This is a genomic window from Azospirillum melinis, assembly GCF_013340935.1.
GTDB classification, from domain to species: Bacteria; Pseudomonadota; Alphaproteobacteria; order Azospirillales; family Azospirillaceae; genus Azospirillum; species Azospirillum melinis.
Genome location: NZ_WHOS01000058.1, coordinates 1 through 17,630 on the forward strand (window position 1 = coordinate 1; position 17,630 = coordinate 17,630).

At 66.7% G+C, this 17,630-nt stretch carries 16 protein-coding genes; 10 read left to right on the forward strand and 6 right to left on the reverse strand.

Annotation, left to right across the window (positions count from 1 at the left end; all coding sequences use genetic code 11):
- The 4 genes from GBZ48_RS28675 to GBZ48_RS28690 all read left to right on the forward strand — a co-directional run.
- The coding region (locus GBZ48_RS28675; RefSeq protein WP_343049709.1) for a hypothetical protein at window positions 1–1,448 on the forward strand (1,448 nt) is incomplete at its 5' end.
- 199 nt (window positions 1,449–1,647) lie between these two features.
- On the forward strand, window positions 1,648–2,325 hold the full coding sequence (locus GBZ48_RS28680) for a ParA family protein (protein WP_174474151.1): 678 nt from the start codon (window positions 1,648–1,650) through the stop codon (window positions 2,323–2,325).
- Window positions 2,326–3,316: 991 nt separating this feature from the next.
- Entirely contained in the window at window positions 3,317–3,799 is a 483-nt protein-coding gene (locus tag GBZ48_RS28685; RefSeq protein WP_246307530.1) for a hypothetical protein, read from the forward strand.
- A 144-nt stretch (window positions 3,800–3,943) separates the two neighbouring features.
- Window positions 3,944–5,374 (forward strand): tetratricopeptide repeat protein, encoded by a 1,431-nt coding sequence (locus tag GBZ48_RS28690; RefSeq protein ID WP_174474152.1) that lies wholly within the window; start codon window positions 3,944–3,946, stop codon window positions 5,372–5,374.
- 39 nt (window positions 5,375–5,413) lie between these two features.
- Here the strand turns inward: GBZ48_RS28690 and GBZ48_RS28695 are convergent, their stop codons facing one another.
- Window positions 5,414–6,109 carry a hypothetical protein gene (locus tag GBZ48_RS28695; protein ID WP_174474153.1) on the reverse strand — a complete coding sequence of 232 codons (696 nt, stop codon included), beginning with the start codon at window positions 6,107–6,109 and terminating at the stop codon, window positions 5,414–5,416.
- Between the two features lie 152 nt (window positions 6,110–6,261).
- Between GBZ48_RS28695 and GBZ48_RS28700 the strand changes: the two genes are divergently transcribed.
- The 3 genes from GBZ48_RS28700 to GBZ48_RS28710 are packed head-to-tail and all read left to right on the forward strand — an operon-like array spanning window position 6,262 to window position 10,336.
- Complete coding sequence (locus GBZ48_RS28700) at window positions 6,262–7,941, forward strand: DDE-type integrase/transposase/recombinase (RefSeq protein WP_111070726.1); 1,680 nt, start codon at window positions 6,262–6,264, stop codon at window positions 7,939–7,941.
- Window positions 7,938–8,810: a TniB family NTP-binding protein gene (locus GBZ48_RS28705; RefSeq protein ID WP_174474154.1), complete on the forward strand. Its 873-nt coding sequence runs from the start codon at window positions 7,938–7,940 to the stop codon at window positions 8,808–8,810. The genes GBZ48_RS28700 and GBZ48_RS28705 overlap by 4 nt, the downstream gene beginning before the upstream one ends.
- Window positions 8,810–10,336 (forward strand): TniQ family protein, encoded by a 1,527-nt coding sequence (locus tag GBZ48_RS28710; RefSeq protein WP_111070727.1) that lies wholly within the window; start codon window positions 8,810–8,812, stop codon window positions 10,334–10,336. Before GBZ48_RS28705 ends, GBZ48_RS28710 begins: the two co-directional genes overlap by 1 nt.
- Here the strand turns inward: GBZ48_RS28710 and GBZ48_RS28715 are convergent.
- Window positions 10,311–11,543, reverse strand: a complete 1,233-nt coding sequence (locus GBZ48_RS28715; protein WP_111070728.1) for a hypothetical protein — start codon at window positions 11,541–11,543, stop codon at window positions 10,311–10,313. The two genes, GBZ48_RS28710 and GBZ48_RS28715, sit on opposite strands and share 26 nt — an antisense overlap.
- Window positions 11,544–11,715: 172 nt before the next feature.
- Here GBZ48_RS28715 and GBZ48_RS28720 point away from each other — a divergent pair, with 172 nt between their 5' ends.
- Complete coding sequence (locus tag GBZ48_RS28720) at window positions 11,716–13,113, forward strand: tyrosine-type recombinase/integrase (RefSeq protein ID WP_174474155.1); 1,398 nt, start codon at window positions 11,716–11,718, stop codon at window positions 13,111–13,113.
- Window positions 13,114–13,176: 63 nt separating this feature from the next.
- On the opposite strand, the gene GBZ48_RS28725 is transcribed toward GBZ48_RS28720, so the two are convergent.
- The 4 genes from GBZ48_RS28725 to GBZ48_RS28740 form a co-directional block, all read right to left on the reverse strand.
- Window positions 13,177–13,374 carry a hypothetical protein gene (locus GBZ48_RS28725; RefSeq protein ID WP_109156574.1) on the reverse strand — a complete coding sequence of 66 codons (198 nt, stop codon included), beginning with the start codon at window positions 13,372–13,374 and terminating at the stop codon, window positions 13,177–13,179.
- Window positions 13,375–13,523: 149 nt separating this feature from the next.
- Window positions 13,524–13,820 (reverse strand): hypothetical protein, encoded by a 297-nt coding sequence (locus GBZ48_RS28730; protein ID WP_174474156.1) that lies wholly within the window; start codon window positions 13,818–13,820, stop codon window positions 13,524–13,526.
- A 599-nt stretch (window positions 13,821–14,419) separates the two neighbouring features.
- Window positions 14,420–15,007 carry an exopolysaccharide biosynthesis protein gene (locus GBZ48_RS28735; RefSeq protein ID WP_246024681.1) on the reverse strand — a complete coding sequence of 196 codons (588 nt, stop codon included), beginning with the start codon at window positions 15,005–15,007 and terminating at the stop codon, window positions 14,420–14,422.
- A 43-nt stretch (window positions 15,008–15,050) separates the two neighbouring features.
- On the reverse strand, window positions 15,051–16,244 hold the full coding sequence (locus GBZ48_RS28740; RefSeq protein WP_246024682.1) for a sensor histidine kinase: 1,194 nt from the start codon (window positions 16,242–16,244) through the stop codon (window positions 15,051–15,053).
- A gap of 350 nt (window positions 16,245–16,594) precedes the next feature.
- Here GBZ48_RS28740 and GBZ48_RS28745 point away from each other — a divergent pair, with 350 nt between their 5' ends.
- Complete coding sequence (locus GBZ48_RS28745; RefSeq protein WP_111070733.1) at window positions 16,595–17,116, forward strand: hypothetical protein; 522 nt, start codon at window positions 16,595–16,597, stop codon at window positions 17,114–17,116.
- Window positions 17,117–17,195: 79 nt separating this feature from the next.
- Window positions 17,196–17,594, forward strand: a complete 399-nt coding sequence (locus GBZ48_RS28750; protein WP_111070734.1) for a DUF2382 domain-containing protein — start codon at window positions 17,196–17,198, stop codon at window positions 17,592–17,594.
- Window positions 17,595–17,630: the final 36 nt, after the last annotated feature.

Sequence of the window (17,630 nt, forward strand, 5' to 3'; positions counted from 1 at the left end):
GGGTGGGGATGCCATGGGATGAAGCGGCGGCCTCCCTCTGCCCACCGGTCCGCGCCATGCCCCTTCCCACCCCCGACACCACCCTTCAGGCCGCACTCGACGCCGAACGGGCAGGAGACCGCGAAAACGCCGGGGCGCTCTGCCGCCGGCTGCTTGAGCAAGGGTCCACCGGCCGGCACGCCCTGGCCGCGCATGACATGCTCGCCCGGCTGCTGGTGGGGCAGGACATGGCGGCGGCCGCCGGCCATGCGCTCGCCGCCTGGAAGCTGACGCCCGCCGATCCGACCCGCCGCTCCAACCTGTGGCAGCTGCTGACCCATCTGGGCGAGGCCGGTGACGTCGCCCGGTTCCAGGGGCGCCAGGACTGTGTCGGACTGGTGGCGCTGGGCAATGCGCTGCGCCGCGACGGGCAGGCGTTGCGTGCCGAGCGGGCCTATCGCCAGGCGCTGGAGCAGTTTCCGGAGATGCCCGTCACGCTGAGCCGGCTGGCCTGCCTGTGCGCCGAGCAGCACCGGCTGGAGGAGGCCGACGCCCTGTTCCTCCAGGCAGCGGAGCGCCATGGCGGACGCGATGCCGTCACCCGCACCGCCCCCGCCTTCCTGACGTCCCTGCGCGACGGGCCGGCGCCCGCCGGCATCCGCGCCACGCTTGCCGAAGGGGCGGGAAGTGCCGACCGGCCGCTGGTGGTCTACGCATCCTGCGACGCGGTCTATGCGCGCAAGTTCCTGCCGACCCTGGTGCGCTCCATCGTCGAGGACAGCGGCCTTGACTGCGCCATCGCCCTGCACCTGATCAATCCCGATGCCGAAGCCGAGGCGACGGTGGCGTCCCTGGCCGCCACCCATGGCGCCGGCCGCTTCATCGTCCTGCGCGAGACGATCGACCTGACGCCCCTGGGCGACAACGCCAAGACCTATTACGCCTGCAGCCGCTTCCTGGTGCTGCCCGATCTGCTGATCCGCTGGCGGCGGCCGGTGCTGATGCTGGACGTCGATCTGCTGGCCATCCGCGACCTGAACCCGCTGCTGGCGACCTCCGCCCACTCGGACCTGGGCGTGATGAGCCATGCGCTGAAGCGGCTGGACATCTGGAGCCTGCTCTACGCCGACGTGCTGCACATCCGGCCGACCATGGAGGCGTGGCGCTTCCTCGACCTGACCCGGCGCTACATCCGTCACTTCCTCGACCGCGGCCTGCCGGTCTGGTTCCTCGACCAGGCGGCGCTTGCCGCCGTCCATCTGGCGGGCTTCGCCGGGCAGGCGGCGCCGCGCCTGACAATCTATCCGGTCGACATCCACAGCAGCACGGTGATGGTCGATGCCGAAGGCCGCTATTGGACCGATGACAGCGCCTATTTCTATTCGGTCCGCGCCACCGGCGGCGGCCAGCATGCGGTGCACCGGCTGAAGCGCCGGGCCGGCACCACCGCCGGCGTGAAGCAGGGGTGAGGCCGCCCGCCGCCACGCCCGCCGATAGGACGTGGCAGCAGCTGCACAGAATATAAAGTCATGATTTTATGAATCATGATTTCATACTTCTTCTTCATGACGTGAAACCACTTCCATCTTTCCTGTTCTTGCGTGTAAATCCGCGAAGCTCCCGCTCGGGTCAGCCCGCTCTCCATCCCCTGCTACCGGGAACCACCGCATGGCTCGGATCATCAGTTTCGCCTCCACCAAGGGCGGCGTCGGCAAGACCAGTCTGGTCATGGCGCTCACCTCCGAACTGCGCCGGCGCGAGGCGAGCGTGCTTCTGCTCGACTGCGACCCCAACCGGCATCTGGCCGAATGGGCGCGGCGGCGCAACGATGCCGGCGTGCGGGTGTTGGACGAGATCACGGAATCCAATGTCCGCCAGACGGTGCAGGAGAATGCGCCGAGCTTCGACTACACGCTGATCGACCTTGCCGGATTCGGCAACCTGACCATGCTCTACGCCTTCTCGGTCAGCGACGGGGTGCTGATCCCGACCCAGCAATCCTTCATGGACGTGAAGGAGACAGTGCGCACCTTCAAGGTGGTGGCGGACTCCGTAGGCGTGCTGAAGCACACGCCGGCCTCCAGCGTGGTGATCGTCCGCACCCAGGCCGCCATCGAATCCCGCGTCGACCGCCACGCCCGCGGGCTGCTGGACGAACATGGCGTTCCGGCCTTCCGCACCGAACTGATCGAGCGCTCGCTTTTGAAGGAGATGACCTACACCGGCCACGGCCCGGGCGAGGTCAATCCCGACAGCAATGCCGACCTGAACGTCCGCGCCCTGACCGACGAATTCGTCGCCTTTCTGGAGACCTCTCCGGCCAACCCGCTGATCCCGCGGGGGTGAAGGCGCGCCGCAGCCCCGGGCAGGATACCGTGGAACCTGGGACATGAAGAGAGCTGATGGTATTTTCTTATGATTTCATGAAATGAAATCGATGCCTCATACCGTTGCCCCCAGGCAGCTCTGGGCTCGGCCAACTGGGCTTGGGCTCGGTGGATCAAGCCGATGGGCTGATGGAACGATCCACGAGGGATCAGCGATAGGGGCAGCGGCGTCACAATCGCCAGTCATGACAAGAACCGCCTTCGGCTTGATCGAGTGGGCCGGGCAGGGATGACAGATACGCCCCGTCAAATCATATCATGATTTATGGGCATGGTTCCGTGACAGAACATAAGGACAATAGCACATCCGCCGCCTATGATTTGATGACATCATGACATATTGCCCTCGTCGAGATGGCGCGGCTTCCATTCCGCCCGTCGGCCCGGGGGCCATGCGGGACACTCCGATGCCAAGCCCGGTCCGAAAGCCCTCCCTCTCGGACGGAAGCACAGGCGCCATCGAAATTTGGACGGGGCGCGCCTTTCCGACAGGCTGCCGACAAAAGCTGTGGAGCCCCTCCTCCGGCACCACGGCAGTACCGCCGGTCAACCGGGACGCCTCGAAGCCGAGAGCAGAAGCGGCCACACGCAGTATTTCATGCCCTATTTTCATGGCAGTTCTTCATGATATTTCTTCATACGGGAGGCATCGGTCCGGTTGGACATGCCCCCAGTCGCGACATCGCTCATGGCCACGCTCTGCTTGGATAGGGCAAACCATGCCCCGGTTTCCGCCGTCCCATGCGGTGGATTGCCTGCTTCGCTGCTCACCATAACCAACCCCATTCCCACACATGTTTTCATGTCTCTATTTCATGATTTATAATGTGCTGTGCGTCTCTTCTACCCCCCCTGTGTTTCCTGCGCCACGCCGGCCGGCTTTCCGCCATGGCACAGTCCAAAGCCTTCATATGTCGCGAAGACAGGACACCAAGTCATGATATTGCTTCATGGCTTATCCAGCCGGCCATCCCCACGCCGGTGCCGCCCTGACCGGAGTGTCCATGTCGACCGACAGCCCTGCCAAGCCGTCCGTGAAGCCCATCCCGAAGCCGGCCCGCCCTCCACTGGGCGGGATCGGGATCGGTGGACTGGGCTCGGACGACATTGACCCGATCCGTCAGTATGGATTGAGCAAAGGGTTCCTGCCGACCGAAACGGAGCCGTCCGCCCCCCCGCAGGCCGCCGCCCACCAGACGGTTGTTTCCCATCCCGCTCCACAGCCCCAGCCCATTCCGGCACCGGCACCGGCGATCATCCGTCCGGCCCCGACCCGGCCGTGGCAGGCGATGCTGCCGGACTATCTGGTGGAGGAACTGCGGCAGGCCGCCGCACGCGAAGGCACTGCCCAGAAGGTGATCGTCCTGAAAGCCTTGCGGCAGGCCGGTTTCCGGATCGACGACATCGACCTCCAGGATCTGCGGCGGCGCTGAGCCTCCCGCACCCCAGGACGCACGCAAGGGCGGCCAAAGGGGCGGCCAAAGGGACGGTTTGACTCTCCAAGAGGAGCCGTCTATCCCCTAGCCGCGCTCTGCTTCCGCTCCAAACCGACTGCAGACCATCAGCGACGACGAGAGATGAAGGCAAACATTACCCAGGCCGCCACGGCGCCATCCCCTTCGGCAGGCTTGCCCCTTCAGACCTCGGCCCGTCCCGCGGCGGCGCCGGTCACCGCCCCGGCACCTGCCCAACCAACCCATGGCCTCAGCATCGACATGCTGGAGCGGATGCTGGAGCAGCAGCCGAAGGACCCCAACGTGTGGAGCGCGCTGGGCGCCCTGCTGCGGCAGGCCGGCAAGCCGGAGGCGGCGATCGCCTGCCAGCGGCGCGCGCTGGAGATCGATCAGCGCCATGTCGGCGCCTGGACCAATCTGGGCAACGTGCTGGGCGATGTGGAGCGCTATGACGAGGCCATCGCCGCCCAGGAGCATGCGGTGGTGCTGTCGGGCGGCAACGCCAACCTGCTGTCGAACCTGGTGGTGGCGCTGCGCCACGGCTGCCGCTTCAACCGCGCCCTGGAGATCCTGGACGTCGCCCTGCGCGCCCGGCCCAACGACCCGGGGCTGCTGTGGGACCGCGCCCTGACCCTGCTGCAGGTCGGCCGCTATGCCGAGGGCTTCGGCGACTACGACTCCCGCCTGTCGCTGCCCAGCTATCAGAACCGCATCGCGCAAGGGCCGATGTGGGACGGCGGGCCGCTCGACGGCAAGACCATCCTGCTGACCACCGAACAGGGGTTCGGCGACGTGCTGCTGACCGCGCGCTATGCGCCGATGGTCAAGGCACGCGGCGGCCGGGTCCTGCTGGAATGCCATCCGGAGCTGCAGCGCCTGCTGTCCGGGGTGGAGGGCATCGACGGTTTCGTCCGCGCCGGCACGGCCTATCCCGCCTACGACGTCCATTGCCCGCTGATGAGCCTGCCGCACCGGCTGGGCACGACCATCGACACGGTGCCGCCGCCCACCCGCCTGACCGTTCCGGCCGAAGCGCGCGAGAAGGCCGCCCGGCTGGTTCCCGGCCCGGACGGCACGATCAAGGTCGGCATCATCTGGTCCGGCCGGGTCACCTTCAAGGACAACGCACGGCGCGCCACCACGCTCAGCCGCTTCCTGCGCTTCCTCGACGTGCCGAAGGTGCGGCTCTACAGCATCCAGAAGGGGCCGCCGGAGGCGGAGCTGGAGACGCTCGGCACCTCCACCCTGATCACGCCGCTGGGTCCCCAGTTCAACGATTTCGCCGACACCGCGGCGGTGCTGGAACGGCTCGATCTGGTGATCATGACCGACAGCTCGGTGGCGCATCTGGCCGGCTCTCTGGGCCGCCCGGTGTGGAATCTGCTGCAGTTCATGCCCTACTGGGTCTATGGCGACGGCAAGGGCGACTGGGCCGAAACGACCCCCTGGTATCCGTCGATGCGCCTGTTCCGCCAGACCACGCCGGGAGACTGGGACAGCGTGTTCGCCGCCGCCGAACAGGCCCTGCGCCAGCTGGTGGCGCTCAGGACCTGAGGCCGGACGCGGGCGTCGTTCGATGGAGGGTCGCTTCCCCTATCCCTCGCCCGACGCCCCTGCGGACCGCCCATAGCGGGCCAGCAACGGGTCTTGCCGTTTCAGGATGCGCTCCAGGTTCGCAAGAGCATCCTCGACACCTTCGGCCGGCTCCACCCACCGGTCCAGTTCGGCGGGAGCAGTGGGCGCGATCCTGGGAGCGGTTCCGCCGGCGATGCCCGCTGCGGACCGCGGCGCCACCTCCCCCAGCATGGCCGCCAGATCCTCCGCCACGAAGACACGGTGGGTTCGCCGCCGCGTGATCTCCACGGCGATCTCCAGCCGCTGCAACTCCTCCAGCAGGTCGGTGGCCGCACTGGTGGCGCAACGCAGCCGGGCAGCCAGCCGGGCCGGGCCGATCACCCCCTCCGCCGCCACCGCATCGACGGCCCGGCGGATACGGGCATCGCTACGCCGGTCGCCGACACGCCGGCGCCAGCCCCGCCAGCGATGCTGCAGGGCGACGAGCCCCTCCTCCCCCTCCTCCGCCTGCCGGGCGATGCCATCGAGGAAAGCGACCAGCCAGTTTCCATCCGGCTCGGCACGGCGGATCGCCGCGCCCCCGTTCAGGCAGGGCAGCGGCAGCGGCGTCATCCCCTGGGCGGTGAGGAAGCGGGAAACAGCCAGACAGGCTCCGCTGCGGTCGCCGCCGGCCTCCAGATGGGCGAAGAAGCCAAGCCCGCACGCAATCAGCACCGTTGATCCAGCCCTGGCATGGTGTCGCTTTCTCCTGAAAATCTTCACGCTGCCTAACCAAGGTCGTATCGACGAATCAACAGGCTCAATGCAGAATTTGCGGCTGAAAAGCTTCTTGCTGCCGAACGCTTTCGCGGGAGGGCCTCTGGGGCATGGGACGGCGATCCGACGATCCACCCGATGACCCGCGCTGGTCCGAGGCCGAGCGCCTGGCCACACAGCTCGACCGCATCCTGGACCGCACCTCTCCGAAGAGCGAAGCACGGGCCGCCGCCGTCAATGATCTTGCCGCCCGCCTCAAACGGACGCCTCAGACGATCCGCAGCCATCTGCGCAAATACGGCCGGCGCCGCTTGGTCCGCGACCTGCTGCGCGACGATTCGGGGCGCGGTCCCAGATTGCCGTCAGAAGCCGAGACCATCGTCCGGACCGTCCTTGACGACAAGTATCTGACCCCGGAAGGGTGCTCCCTGAACGAGGCCACCATCGTGATCAACGGGCGCCTGGAAGGCGCTGGGCTGAAGCCTGTCTCGTTCAACACGGTGAAGAGCCGTCTCTGGAAGCATTGGACGGCCGAAGAGGTGGCGCGTCGGCGTGGCGAGACCATCAGGGTGCGCAAGCATCGGCACCGGGGCGGTTCGCTGGTGCCGGACTATCCTCTGCAAATCTGCCAGATCGACGAGACGGAAATCGACGTGCTCGCTGTTGACGACGCGGGCCATCTGCTGAAGCGGCTTTGGCTCATCGTCCTGGTCGACGTGCTGACCCACATGATCCTGGGCTTCTGGCTGTGGCCGCGGTCGGCCAACCGGGAGGCGATCGGACTGTGCCTTCAGCACGCCATCCGCCCGAAGGGAGCGTATTTTCAGAAGTTCGGCATCGAAGCCACGGATGTCTTCGGCCGACCGGAGCGCATCATTTCGGATCGGGCGGCCTGGTACAAGGCTCTGAAAGGCCACCGCGGCCTGGAGGATCTCCGCATCACGGTGGATCCCCGGCATGGCGAGCCGCATATCCGCAACGTGGTCGAACGCCTGCAGGGATCGATCAACCAGCAGCTCCGCAAGGCTCGCGGGCAGACCGGCCGGTCCGTCGCCGACAGAGGCGACTATCCCGCCGAGGACCGCGCCTGCCTCACCTATGAGCAGATCGAGAAGGCGGCGGCCATCACCGCGTTCCGCATCTGCAACGGGGAGATGGATGAGAAAACCCGTAAACGCCCTGATCTTGAATGGAGCAAGCACGCCTCCCGCATTCCCGAGCATCTCCTGACCGTCGACTGGGAGGAGGTGCAACTCGCTTTCCTGCCGGAAAGCACATGCAGCTTGTCCAGCAAAGGCATTGCGGCCTTCGGCCTCTTTTACTGGAAGCCGGACGATGTCCGGCTGGCCGAGCTTTACGCCAACCGCGGACGCGAAAAGCTACGGATCAAGGTCAACCGCAATGACGTCAGCCACATCTATCTGTGGCACCCGACGCTGACGCAGTGGCTCACGGTTCCCCGCGCCGATGGCGTGCTGACCCCCATGACGGCCTGGGAACTGGACGCCCAGAATGGCCGGGAGCGCGAGGAGGCGGGCACCTCCTGGGCGGAGCGAGGGAAATCACGCGAAATGGTGGACGAGGCGCTGACTCCGCCCCCACGGCCTCGCAAGGCGCGGGTCAGCCGGAAGGCGGCCAGCGACGCCTTGGCGGCGCGCGTCGCCAGTGAGGCCCCCAAACCCTATGCGGCGGATATGGAGATCAACCGTCTCAAGACCACCGGAGACGGTTTGGGGCATTTGCCGGCGACGGATGACAGTTTCGAGGTCGAGCACTGGGGGGCATCATGACCGACCATCTGAACGAGGACGCGCGACAGCGGCTTGAAACCCTCAGCGATGAGGAGCGCTGCCTGTACCTGGGGGAAACGCGGTGGATTGGCTATCCGGCCGCCGTGAGAGCCCTGACCGACCTCGTGAGACTCCGGGAGCGACCGAAATCCACCCGAACCACGGGGGTCGCGGTGTGCGGCCCGTTCCGCAACGGCAAAACCATGGTTGCGGACCGCTTCCTGAAAACGCCGTCGGTCCAAGTGCGCCCCGTCTACTACTACCAGATGCCCAGCGAACCCTCCCGCGCGGAGTTCCTGTCCGGCCTCATCCGGGCGATGGGCCGCGTGCCGGACCCGACCAACCGCACGATCGATGGCCGGCGCCAGCAGATGATGGATCTGTTCGGAGAATACGAACCCCGCGTCATCATCTTCGATGACGCGCACCACGGCTTCCGCGGCAGCGGTGCCAAGGAATTTCACACCCTGCTGCGCGTGATGGGGCATGAGTGGGATATTTCACCCGTGCTGATCGGTGACCGGTCGCTGGCGGAGGTGATCCACAACGACGGGGAACTGCGCACCCGCCTGACAAGCGCCCCACTGCCCCGCTGGCAATACGATGCCGATTATGCCCGCCTCCTGAACAGCTTGGTCCTCAGCCTGCCACTGCGCCGGAAATCGGACTTGACGGAGGACACGCTGGCCAAGCGCATCTTTCTGACATCCGAAGGGTTGATCGGCGACATTGTGCAGACCGTCACGGCGACCGCGGTCGAAGCTGTGCGCCGCGGCGAGGAGCGGATCACCGTGGCGCTGTTCGACGACATGAAGTTTCGTCCACCCTCCAAACGGTTTTCCGCCCAGGATTTGCTGGGGCTGGGGTGATGGCACCGTCGCCCTCCCTCCCGGACACCGGACCTTTCCCGGTTGAGCTGTTGGAACGGGGCCGTCCGACCGGAGAGCGCTGGGCCACCGATCCCGTCCCGTTTCCAGACGAGCTGTTCAGCAGTTGGCTGGCCCGGATGGCCCACGCCAACGCGATGGGTCCGGACAGCTTCCTGACTCATCTGCGACTGAAAAGCCGGATAGCGGTCGCCGATCCGGATCGTGAACAGGCGCCGCGCCTGATCGCCTACCTGGAACGCCAGACCGGTCATCGCGGCCGGATTGGCCCGCTGCAACGGTTTGCCCATCCGATTGGCCGGCCTTGGGCCGGCGCGGTTGTCGCCCCCCGCTTCTGTCCGCTGTGCTGGCGCGAGGATGCCAGCCCCTACCTGCCCTGGTTCTGGCGGGTTGACGTGGCAGCCGTGTGCGTCCGGCACAACCGGTTCCTCCACGACCGTTGCCCGCGGTGCCTTGCTGAACTGGTGCCGCTCCACGGCTCGGCGCGTCGTCCATTGTGGCGCTGCCACGCCTGTGGCACCGATCTTCGCACCGTCCCGGCCGCGAAGGCCCCGCGCACCGTGGTCCGGGGACAGCAACTGCTCCTGGAGCTGGCAGCTCTGGCCGAAGACATCGACCGGCCGGACCTGATCGAGCATGCGCTGACCGCGTTCCGGGCTTTGGGCGACAAACCGAACGACGCAGCCTGGCCCATTCGTCAGCGATTGCACGCGGTGGGCGCCTCCTTGGCCGCCGCCCATGGGGTGTTGGTGGCGTCGGCGACAGGGTCCACCCGCACTCTCCTTCTGCAGCTCCTGACGGGGGGATCGCTGGATGCTCTCGACACGGCGGTTCTGCTGCCGGCCCGCTGCTGGCCGTCCATTGAAGAGGCCATGCGGCCACCGCAACGACGACGGCGGCCGGTTGGAGCTGACCGTTCAGCCTTGGTGGGCGCCTATGCTCGGGTCTGGAGCCGGATAACCCCCGCCCGCGCCCTTGCCATCGGCCTGACCAGCGACGTCCGCTCTGCACCCGTGACCGAGGTACGGAGCGCGACTGTTGCGGACGTGAAAGCCGCGGCGCAGTTGCTCGACCGACGGTCCGCAGCTGGCTCCGAAATCAAAAGCTGGATGGGGGTCATAAACGGGTGGCTGAATTCCCCCCGGGCTCACCTCACCATCGGCACCATCGACACCCGGGTCGTTCAGCTGGCCCTGTTCGTCGACGCCATCCTCACCGTTCTGGTGGTGGAGGCCGCGTTGGAGGATCAGCTCCCCACCTTTCTGCGGGTGCTCCGACAGGCGGTCCATCGACGGTGCCTTCTGGCGGGCGCCCAAGCCATGGATACCGGGGTCTCGCCAAACCGTGTGGTCCTGTTCGAAGCCGCCGGCTGGCGGCGTCATGGACAGGCGCCTTACCGGTTTGCCTGCGATTTCCTCATGGCGCCGCGCCACGGTCCGCCGGTCCACATGCGCTATGGCCTGTTGGATGAAGCCCAATCGTTCAGCGGCCGGGCGGCAGGAAGCTGAGATCGCAAGCCCAGACCCGCTCACCGCCGCGGTCGGCGATGTCGCGCACCACGCCGGCCTTGGCGAGCTGCTCCACCAGCAGATGCACCCCGCGCAGCGACAGGCCGCAGCGCCCCTTCAACTCGCCTGCCGCCCGGCTGATGGTGAAGGCCGGCCGGTCGTGCAGCCAGTCGAGCACGTCGGGCAGGCGCGAGCTGCTGCGCCGCGGCGTGGCGGCCAGCCGCGCCTCCCAGTGTTCCTGGACCAGATCGAGATGGCGCAACCGTTCCAGCTCATGCGCCACCAGCTCGGGAACGCTGTCGAGGACCCAGCGGGTCCAGGCACCCTCGGTCCCGGCCAGGGCGAGGCGGTAGCCGGTGACGTCGCGGGCGAGCGCTGCCGTCAGCGGTGGCCAAGCGTGATGCAGCCGGCAGGCCTCGCGGATCAACTCGGGGGCGGCGAGCCACACCACCACGCTCCACCAGGAGGTCGGCGGCCGTTCCGCCGCGACCGCGGCCCGCAAGGCGGCACTCTCGGCATCGTCGTCCGGACCGCGGCGCTCCGGCGCTCCCGGATCGGGCCGCAGCGCCAGGGCGCGGATCGCCGACGCCGCCCCGAGCAGGCCGGGCGCAGCTGCCAAAGCCTCAGCCACCGCCTCCAGCGCCGGACCGGCATCGGCGGCGCGCGCATCGCCGAGGCCGACCGGACGGCCGCCCTGAGCAACACTCCAGCGCCGGTGCAATTCGTCCAGCCAGGGCCGGGTCCAGGGCGTCAGCGGCGGCGGGGTAGTACCGGCCGCATCGCCTTCCACGTCCTCCAGATCTTCGCCGTCCCCGAGGTCGACCGCCTCCAGGGCGGCGATCGAGGCGCGCACCGCGGCCACGACGTCCCCTGGGTCTACCTCCCTGGCCGGGACCGCTGCGGGCCGGACGGAGGTGCGCTCCGGCGGCAGGGCGGCGGTCAGGCCAGCCGGCAGCTGGGCGAACAGCGGCACCAGCAGGGCGGCGCGGGCAGCCTCGCCCTGGGCGTGCTCCGGCGCGGCGAGGGCGCGCTGGAAGTCGTGGGCGTCGAGGCGGTGGCCGTCGAGGCGGATCACCGCGGCGGCCGAGCGGCGGGCGGCATCGGCGGCGAGGCGTCGGCGCCGCGCCGGGTCGGCGAGGGCCTGGTCGAGGCGGCCGAGCGCGCGTTCGGCGGCGAGCAGAGCGGGGAGAAGGGAGAGGAGGATCATCGCGGCTCCAGGAAAGCCGCGTCAGGTTAGCCGATTGCAGTGATTTTTACTAACTGCACCGACATCGAAGGGTAGGAAAAACCGGCTTTTGATAACACTTCGATAATGACAGTTATCAATGCGTTATCAATATCCGATAGACCCCGGCGCTCGGCGCCGCTAGGATGGCGCCATGCCCACAGACCGCACGCTGACGGCCCCGGACGCCGCCGTTCCCTTCGCGTTTGAGCCGATCCTGTCAGCCGATGACGTTGATCGCCTCCGCGCCGCCTTCGCCACCCGGACGATCGCGGCGTCCACCCGACGCGCCCTGCTCGGCGACGGGCGTCTGTTCGTGAGTTGGTGCGGACAGACCAAGCGCCAAGCGATGCCGGCCAGCCGGGAGACGGTGGACGCTTTCCTTGCCGCGGCGGCGGCCGACGGCCGGTCGACCGCCACCCTGCGGCGCTACCGCAGTTCGCTCGCCTGGTGGCACGCCGCCGGCGGCTTCGCCAATCCGTGCGCCGGGTCGGCCGTGGCGGTGCCGGTGCCCGCGACCACCCTCACCGATGCCGCCATGGCCGCGCTGCGTGCCTTCATGGACCTCGCCCAGCGCGGTTACGCCCCCGCGACGCTGCGCGCCACCGAAGCCGACGCCCGCCGGTTCGCAGCCTGGTGCGGACCGCAGGGGCTGTCCTGGCTGCCGGCCGATCCGGAAACGGTGCGGCGCTACATCCAGGAGATCGGCACGGCCCGCAAGCCGACGACCGTGGCACGCTACCTCGCGTCGATCGCCTTGCTGCACCGGGCCGCTGGCCACGAGAATCCGTGCCGGCACTGGCGTGTCGACTTGGAACGCCGTGGCCATGCCCGCTTGCCGCATGGCCAGCGGCGGCAGGCGGCCGCCCTGACCGACGCCGTGCTGGCGCCGATCCTCGACCGTCTCGATCCGGAGCAGCCGGATCGGTCGAAACCGCTGAAGCCGATCGATCTCCGCGACCGGGCGCTGCTGCTGGTCGGTCGCGACACCCTGGCCCGCGCCGATGAGTTGGTGGCCTTGCGTTGGGACGACCTCCATCCGGTCGACTTGGCCTTGAACCCGGACGCGCAGCCGGGCGAGGCGACCATCCGCATCCGTCGCTCCAAGACCGATCAGGAGGGGCACGGGGCCGAGGCTTGGCTCTCGGCCGAAACCGTTGCGGCGCTCACGGTTTGGCGGGCGGTGGCGCCGCGGTGGCCGGCCGAACCGGGGGATGAGGGGCCGCACACCCGGGACGGGGCTTTCCTGTTCTGCCACCTGTCGCGCAGCGGCGCCGGCGAGCGGATGAGCCCGGCGGCGGTGCGCCGCGTGGTGGAGCGGCGCACCGGCGAAGCGGACCCGCTCGCCGTCGGCTTCAGCGGCCACAGCTTGCGCGTCGGCGCCGCCCAGGATCTGCTGGCCGCCGGCGTCGACCTGCCCGGGCTGATGCAGGCGGGACGCTGGTCCTCGCCGGTGATGCCGGCCCGCTACACCGAGCGCCTGCGGGCGACGCGCGGCGCGGTGGCGCGGGTCCGGCGGGAAAAGGGAAAGGACGGGAGGAAGCCGCTGTAACGGACCGGGATCATTGGCAATTACATTTGGACGATCGGACTTGAAATTCGATTGAACAGCACTTCACTCCTTGGCGTGCTCCTGCGGCTGCGCACCACCGTCGTCGTCCCAGCCACGAAGCCGGGCACCACGCTCCAGCTGGCGTTGCCGCTCATCTGCAATGCTCACGGCAACCGGGAACGCCGAAGCGGTCTGAATGAACATTTTCCCGCGTAGAAAATGGACCGACGACGGACGCTTGCTTGGCTGGGTGGCGTGCATGACAGCTTCTCCTCTCCGGTGCGGTCCAGTAGGAACTGGACTGACTGCACCGATCTTGCGTGTTCCTCGCCGTAACAGTCATCCCGGCATGAGGGTGAAGGCACCCGACCGGTCCTGACCCGGTTTTACGTGCCCTGCGAACCATCCCCCTACGAACCGTACTGGGGTTCCGTTTCCGCCAATGCCAGGATCCTGTCCAGTTCATCCGGGTCTATGAGCGCTGTCTGCGCCATGCCCGACCCTCCATTGGAGCGCCCATCGGCATGCGGCAGATGGATCCAGGTCGCAGTACGGCGATACACAGGGAAAGAGAGCGAGTCGATCAGCTCCTCGTCGGTTTCCACGACGTAGCTCCCCGCAGGTTGCACTCCGTCCATGCCGTTCAATTCAAAGGGACGGGTGACCGTCACGGTCCTGGTGGTTGTGCGGGTGAATGCGGTGCTCATCGAACGGTGCTCCCGTGCGTGTCCGGCGGTTTCTGAAGGTGCTCTCCGGGTCAGGTCGCCGGTTGGACGAATGACCTGGTCATCGCATTTTGATGGCGAGGTAGGTGCCCGTTCGAAGTGACGGGCTTGCGGCGGATGGCATCCTGCAGATGCGCACCGGGTGGTTGGGCGCAGCCGCCGTCGCAGCCGTCGTCTTTGCAGGACGTTCATCTTGCAGCAGACACTGCTATCCGCTGAAGCCCGAGAACGCCAACCCTGCGAGAAAGCCGACTGACATGCCAAGTGTCAGATAGGCCATGCTTTTCCATTTCGGCGCGGACAAAGCCCAGGCCGCACGCTCTGAAGCGGTCCACTCTGATAGCGTCGTATTCCTGAGCGTCATCGCAACCTCCCGCTACGGGTTTCATAATCAATATGGTGGCAATAATTTACATAACAATAATCGTCTCCAAATATTTACACCGAAGCTCATTTGATATAAAATCACATGCACTTTGATTGTCTTAATCAATATGCGGTTTTTCTGCCTCAATTTGGAATGCGATACTTTCCTCCGCTCCATCGGGGCAGGTCGCGGCGACGCCGTTGCGATGCCCGGCTCAAGACGTCATGAACCGGACTGCCTCAACCGATTGCCAGATGGTGAAAGTCGCAACGAAGAGAACGGTGGCGGCGGCGGTCAGGGACAGCGCCAGCAACACCCCGTCCTCCTCGAGGTAAGCCAGGGCGATCAGCATGATCGTCACGGCCGGCACGATGTTGCTCAGGGGAATCGGGACGAAGAAGACGCTTGTCAGCGCGAAAACGACCAGCCCAACAACGCGCGTCGTCGCGTCGAACGGCGTCTTCCAGCGCGGGTGTATGACCGTCTCCATGCGCCTCAACACCGGCACGGCACGATCGATCAGTTGGACCAGGCGCCGTGTCGAAAAGCGCCGGGACGTGATCATCCGGGGAAACACCGGACTCGCGCGCGCCAGGATCATCTGGATCGCGGGAATGGTCAGCAGCAGCCCGACGACCGGCGAGGTTCCCGGCGCCAGCCCGATCAGCGCCAGCAGCAGCAGAACGATGCCGAAGGAGCGCTTGTGGAGTTTTTCCAGCAGCCAGCCGAGCGTGACGCAGTCGGCCGGAGCCTCGTCCAGCAAGCCACGCAGAACCTCGGATGTCGGGATATGCAGCGTCATGGCCGCCTCGCTCCGGCCGTTTGGGATCGTCGCCATCGGGCGGTCACGCCGGGATCGACACCGTGACGGTGGTGCCGGGGCCGGAGCTGACGGTCACGCCGCCCTCGATCTGCTTGGCCAGCAACTCCATCAGGGTGAGGCCGAGCGAGCCGGTCCGCCGTTCATCGGGCATGCCGACGCCGTTGTCACCGATGGTCATGCACAGAAGGCTGCGCGAGCTGTGGCGGAACGAGACGGCAATGCGGCCGGGGCGTCCATCGGGGAAGGCGTATTTCAGCGCATTGATCATCGCTTCGTTGGCGATGAGGGCCAGCGGGATGGCCTGATCCGGCTTCAGAAAGGCCTCGTCGGCGTCGACGTCCAGCACGATGTTCGGGCTGGGTGCGGCCCCGAAGGACGCCAGCAGGTCACGGCACAGCATCGCCAGATACCCGCCGAACTCGATCTCCTGCAGCCCCTGCGCCCGGTAGAGCTTCTCGTGGATCTCGGCCATGCGGTCCAGCCGCTCTACCGCACTGCGCAGCGCCTCCTGCACGGCCACTTCCTGGCTCTGAGCGATGCTCAGCTGGATGCGCAGAAAGGACGAGGCCATCTGCAAGGTGTTCTTGACGCGGTGGTTCACCTCCCGCATCAGGTCGTCCTTGTCGCGCAGAAGTAAATCCTTGTCGTGCAGTGTGTTGCGCAGCACCCGTTCCACTTCGATGCGGCGCTCGACTTCACTGGCGAGCTGGCGGTTGAGTTGGTCCAGCCGCTCGGTCCGCGACGAGACACGGCGGTCGAGTTCCTCGCTGAGCTGCCGCAATTGGTCTTCCGCCGCCTTGCGCTCGGTGATGTCGACAAAGGAGGCGAAGTGGTAGCGGATGCGTCCCTCCTCGAAGACGGGGGCGACATGCTGGAGCACCCACAGCAGCTTTCCGTCCTTCCGGTAAAGCTGCACCCCGCGCACGATGGCCTCCCCGGCGCGCACGGTCAGATCGATGGCGCGCCCCACCTCCGGGTCTGTGTCGGCGCCGGACAGGAGGTGATAGCTCCTGCCCAGCACCTCCTCCCGCGCGTAGCCGCTCAGCTTGATGAACGCGGCGTTGACGAAGACGACCGGCACATCCGGCAGGGTCGGATCGGCGATCAGCATCGGCATCAAAGTCGATTCCGCGGCCACCACGAAGGGACCGCCACGCGCCTCCTCCGCATTGACCATCTTCTCTGCGTCCTTCTGGTCGCGGGGATTACCGGGCATGCAACGCTCCCTGCGTTTGGCATTTCTTTCAAAAAGATACAGGTGCGGATCACAGGCTCATTATGCGCAAAAGTGGCGCCGACACATCGCCCGATGCCCCATCTGACAGTAAAACATATTAACTGCCCAGAAAAATAACTTCCTCGAAATCACGAATTTAAAAATACCGATCACATGCCTTCGAACATCTTCTCCTTTTAGCTTACGATTTATAGTGATTTTCTCACAATTATATTTCTGCATCGATTGAATTTTTACAGCGCAGCATAATATTTGCCTAAGTCATTCAGGTCGAGCCCGGCGCTCCCTGCCAGCACCCGACCACCATCCCGAACAGTCACGGAGACGACATGGACGACGGCACGCACCCGACTCCCACCACCCGCCCCACCATTCACAGCGCCAGCGACGAGGCCGCGGCAAGTGCCGAGGCATCCAAGAGGCCCAACATCCGCCCCAGCATCCGCAGCGCCAGTGAAGAGCAGGCGCCGAAAGTCGGCGCAGCGGCAGCGCAGGCCTCCCGCAGCGTCGGCCAGCAGTCGAGGCCCTGGCCGCCGAAGCTGCCCGGCAGCGGCAGTATGGCTGGTCTTCCGGATGCCGGACGGGCGATGGAATCCGGCAATGCTCTGGCAGCGGGTTATGGAGGGGTCTTCTCGGAGGCCGTCACCTTCATGAACCAGGCGGTCGACCGCCAGAACGAGATGATGAGCGGCATGCTCCGGGCCCGTGGCCCGCAGGACATCATGATGGCGGGCAGCCGCTACCTGCTCGGCGGCTGGCTGGCCTTCTTCGAGGTCAATGTCCGCATTTCCCAGGCTGCATCCCGCTTTGCGGAAGACGCCAAGTACAACCCGGCTCGGCCCGGCCTCTGACACCGTTGGGATCCAGCCGCCTCGTTCCAGCTTCCTGGCCCCGCGGAACCGCGGCACCAGCACCGCAGGAGGACCTCCGTTGACCAGTTCGGAAAACGGGCCGCGAACGCTTCTCGCCGTCGAGGAGCGGGTGAGCGTGCACAAGCGCACGCAGGTGACCGGAGCGGTTCACGCCCGCACCCTCAGCCACGAACACGAGCAGCCTGTCGAAGCCGACCTGTCGGTGGAGACGCTTGAGGTCGAGCGGGTCGCTGTCGGTCGCTTCGTCGATGGCCCGATCCCCGACCGCCAGGACGGCGACACGACCGTCATCTCGGTGATCGAGGAGGTGGCGGTCGTGGAGGTCCGCCTGAAGCTGGTGGAAGAGGTTCGCATCACCCGCCACACCACGAGCCGCAAGATGATCGACCACGTCACGGTGCGCCGTCAGGAGGTGGTCGTCGACCAGGACCCGCCACCGCACGCTCCCGCGGCCTGAGCGGCATGACTTACCTCAAGACCCTGAAATACTTTA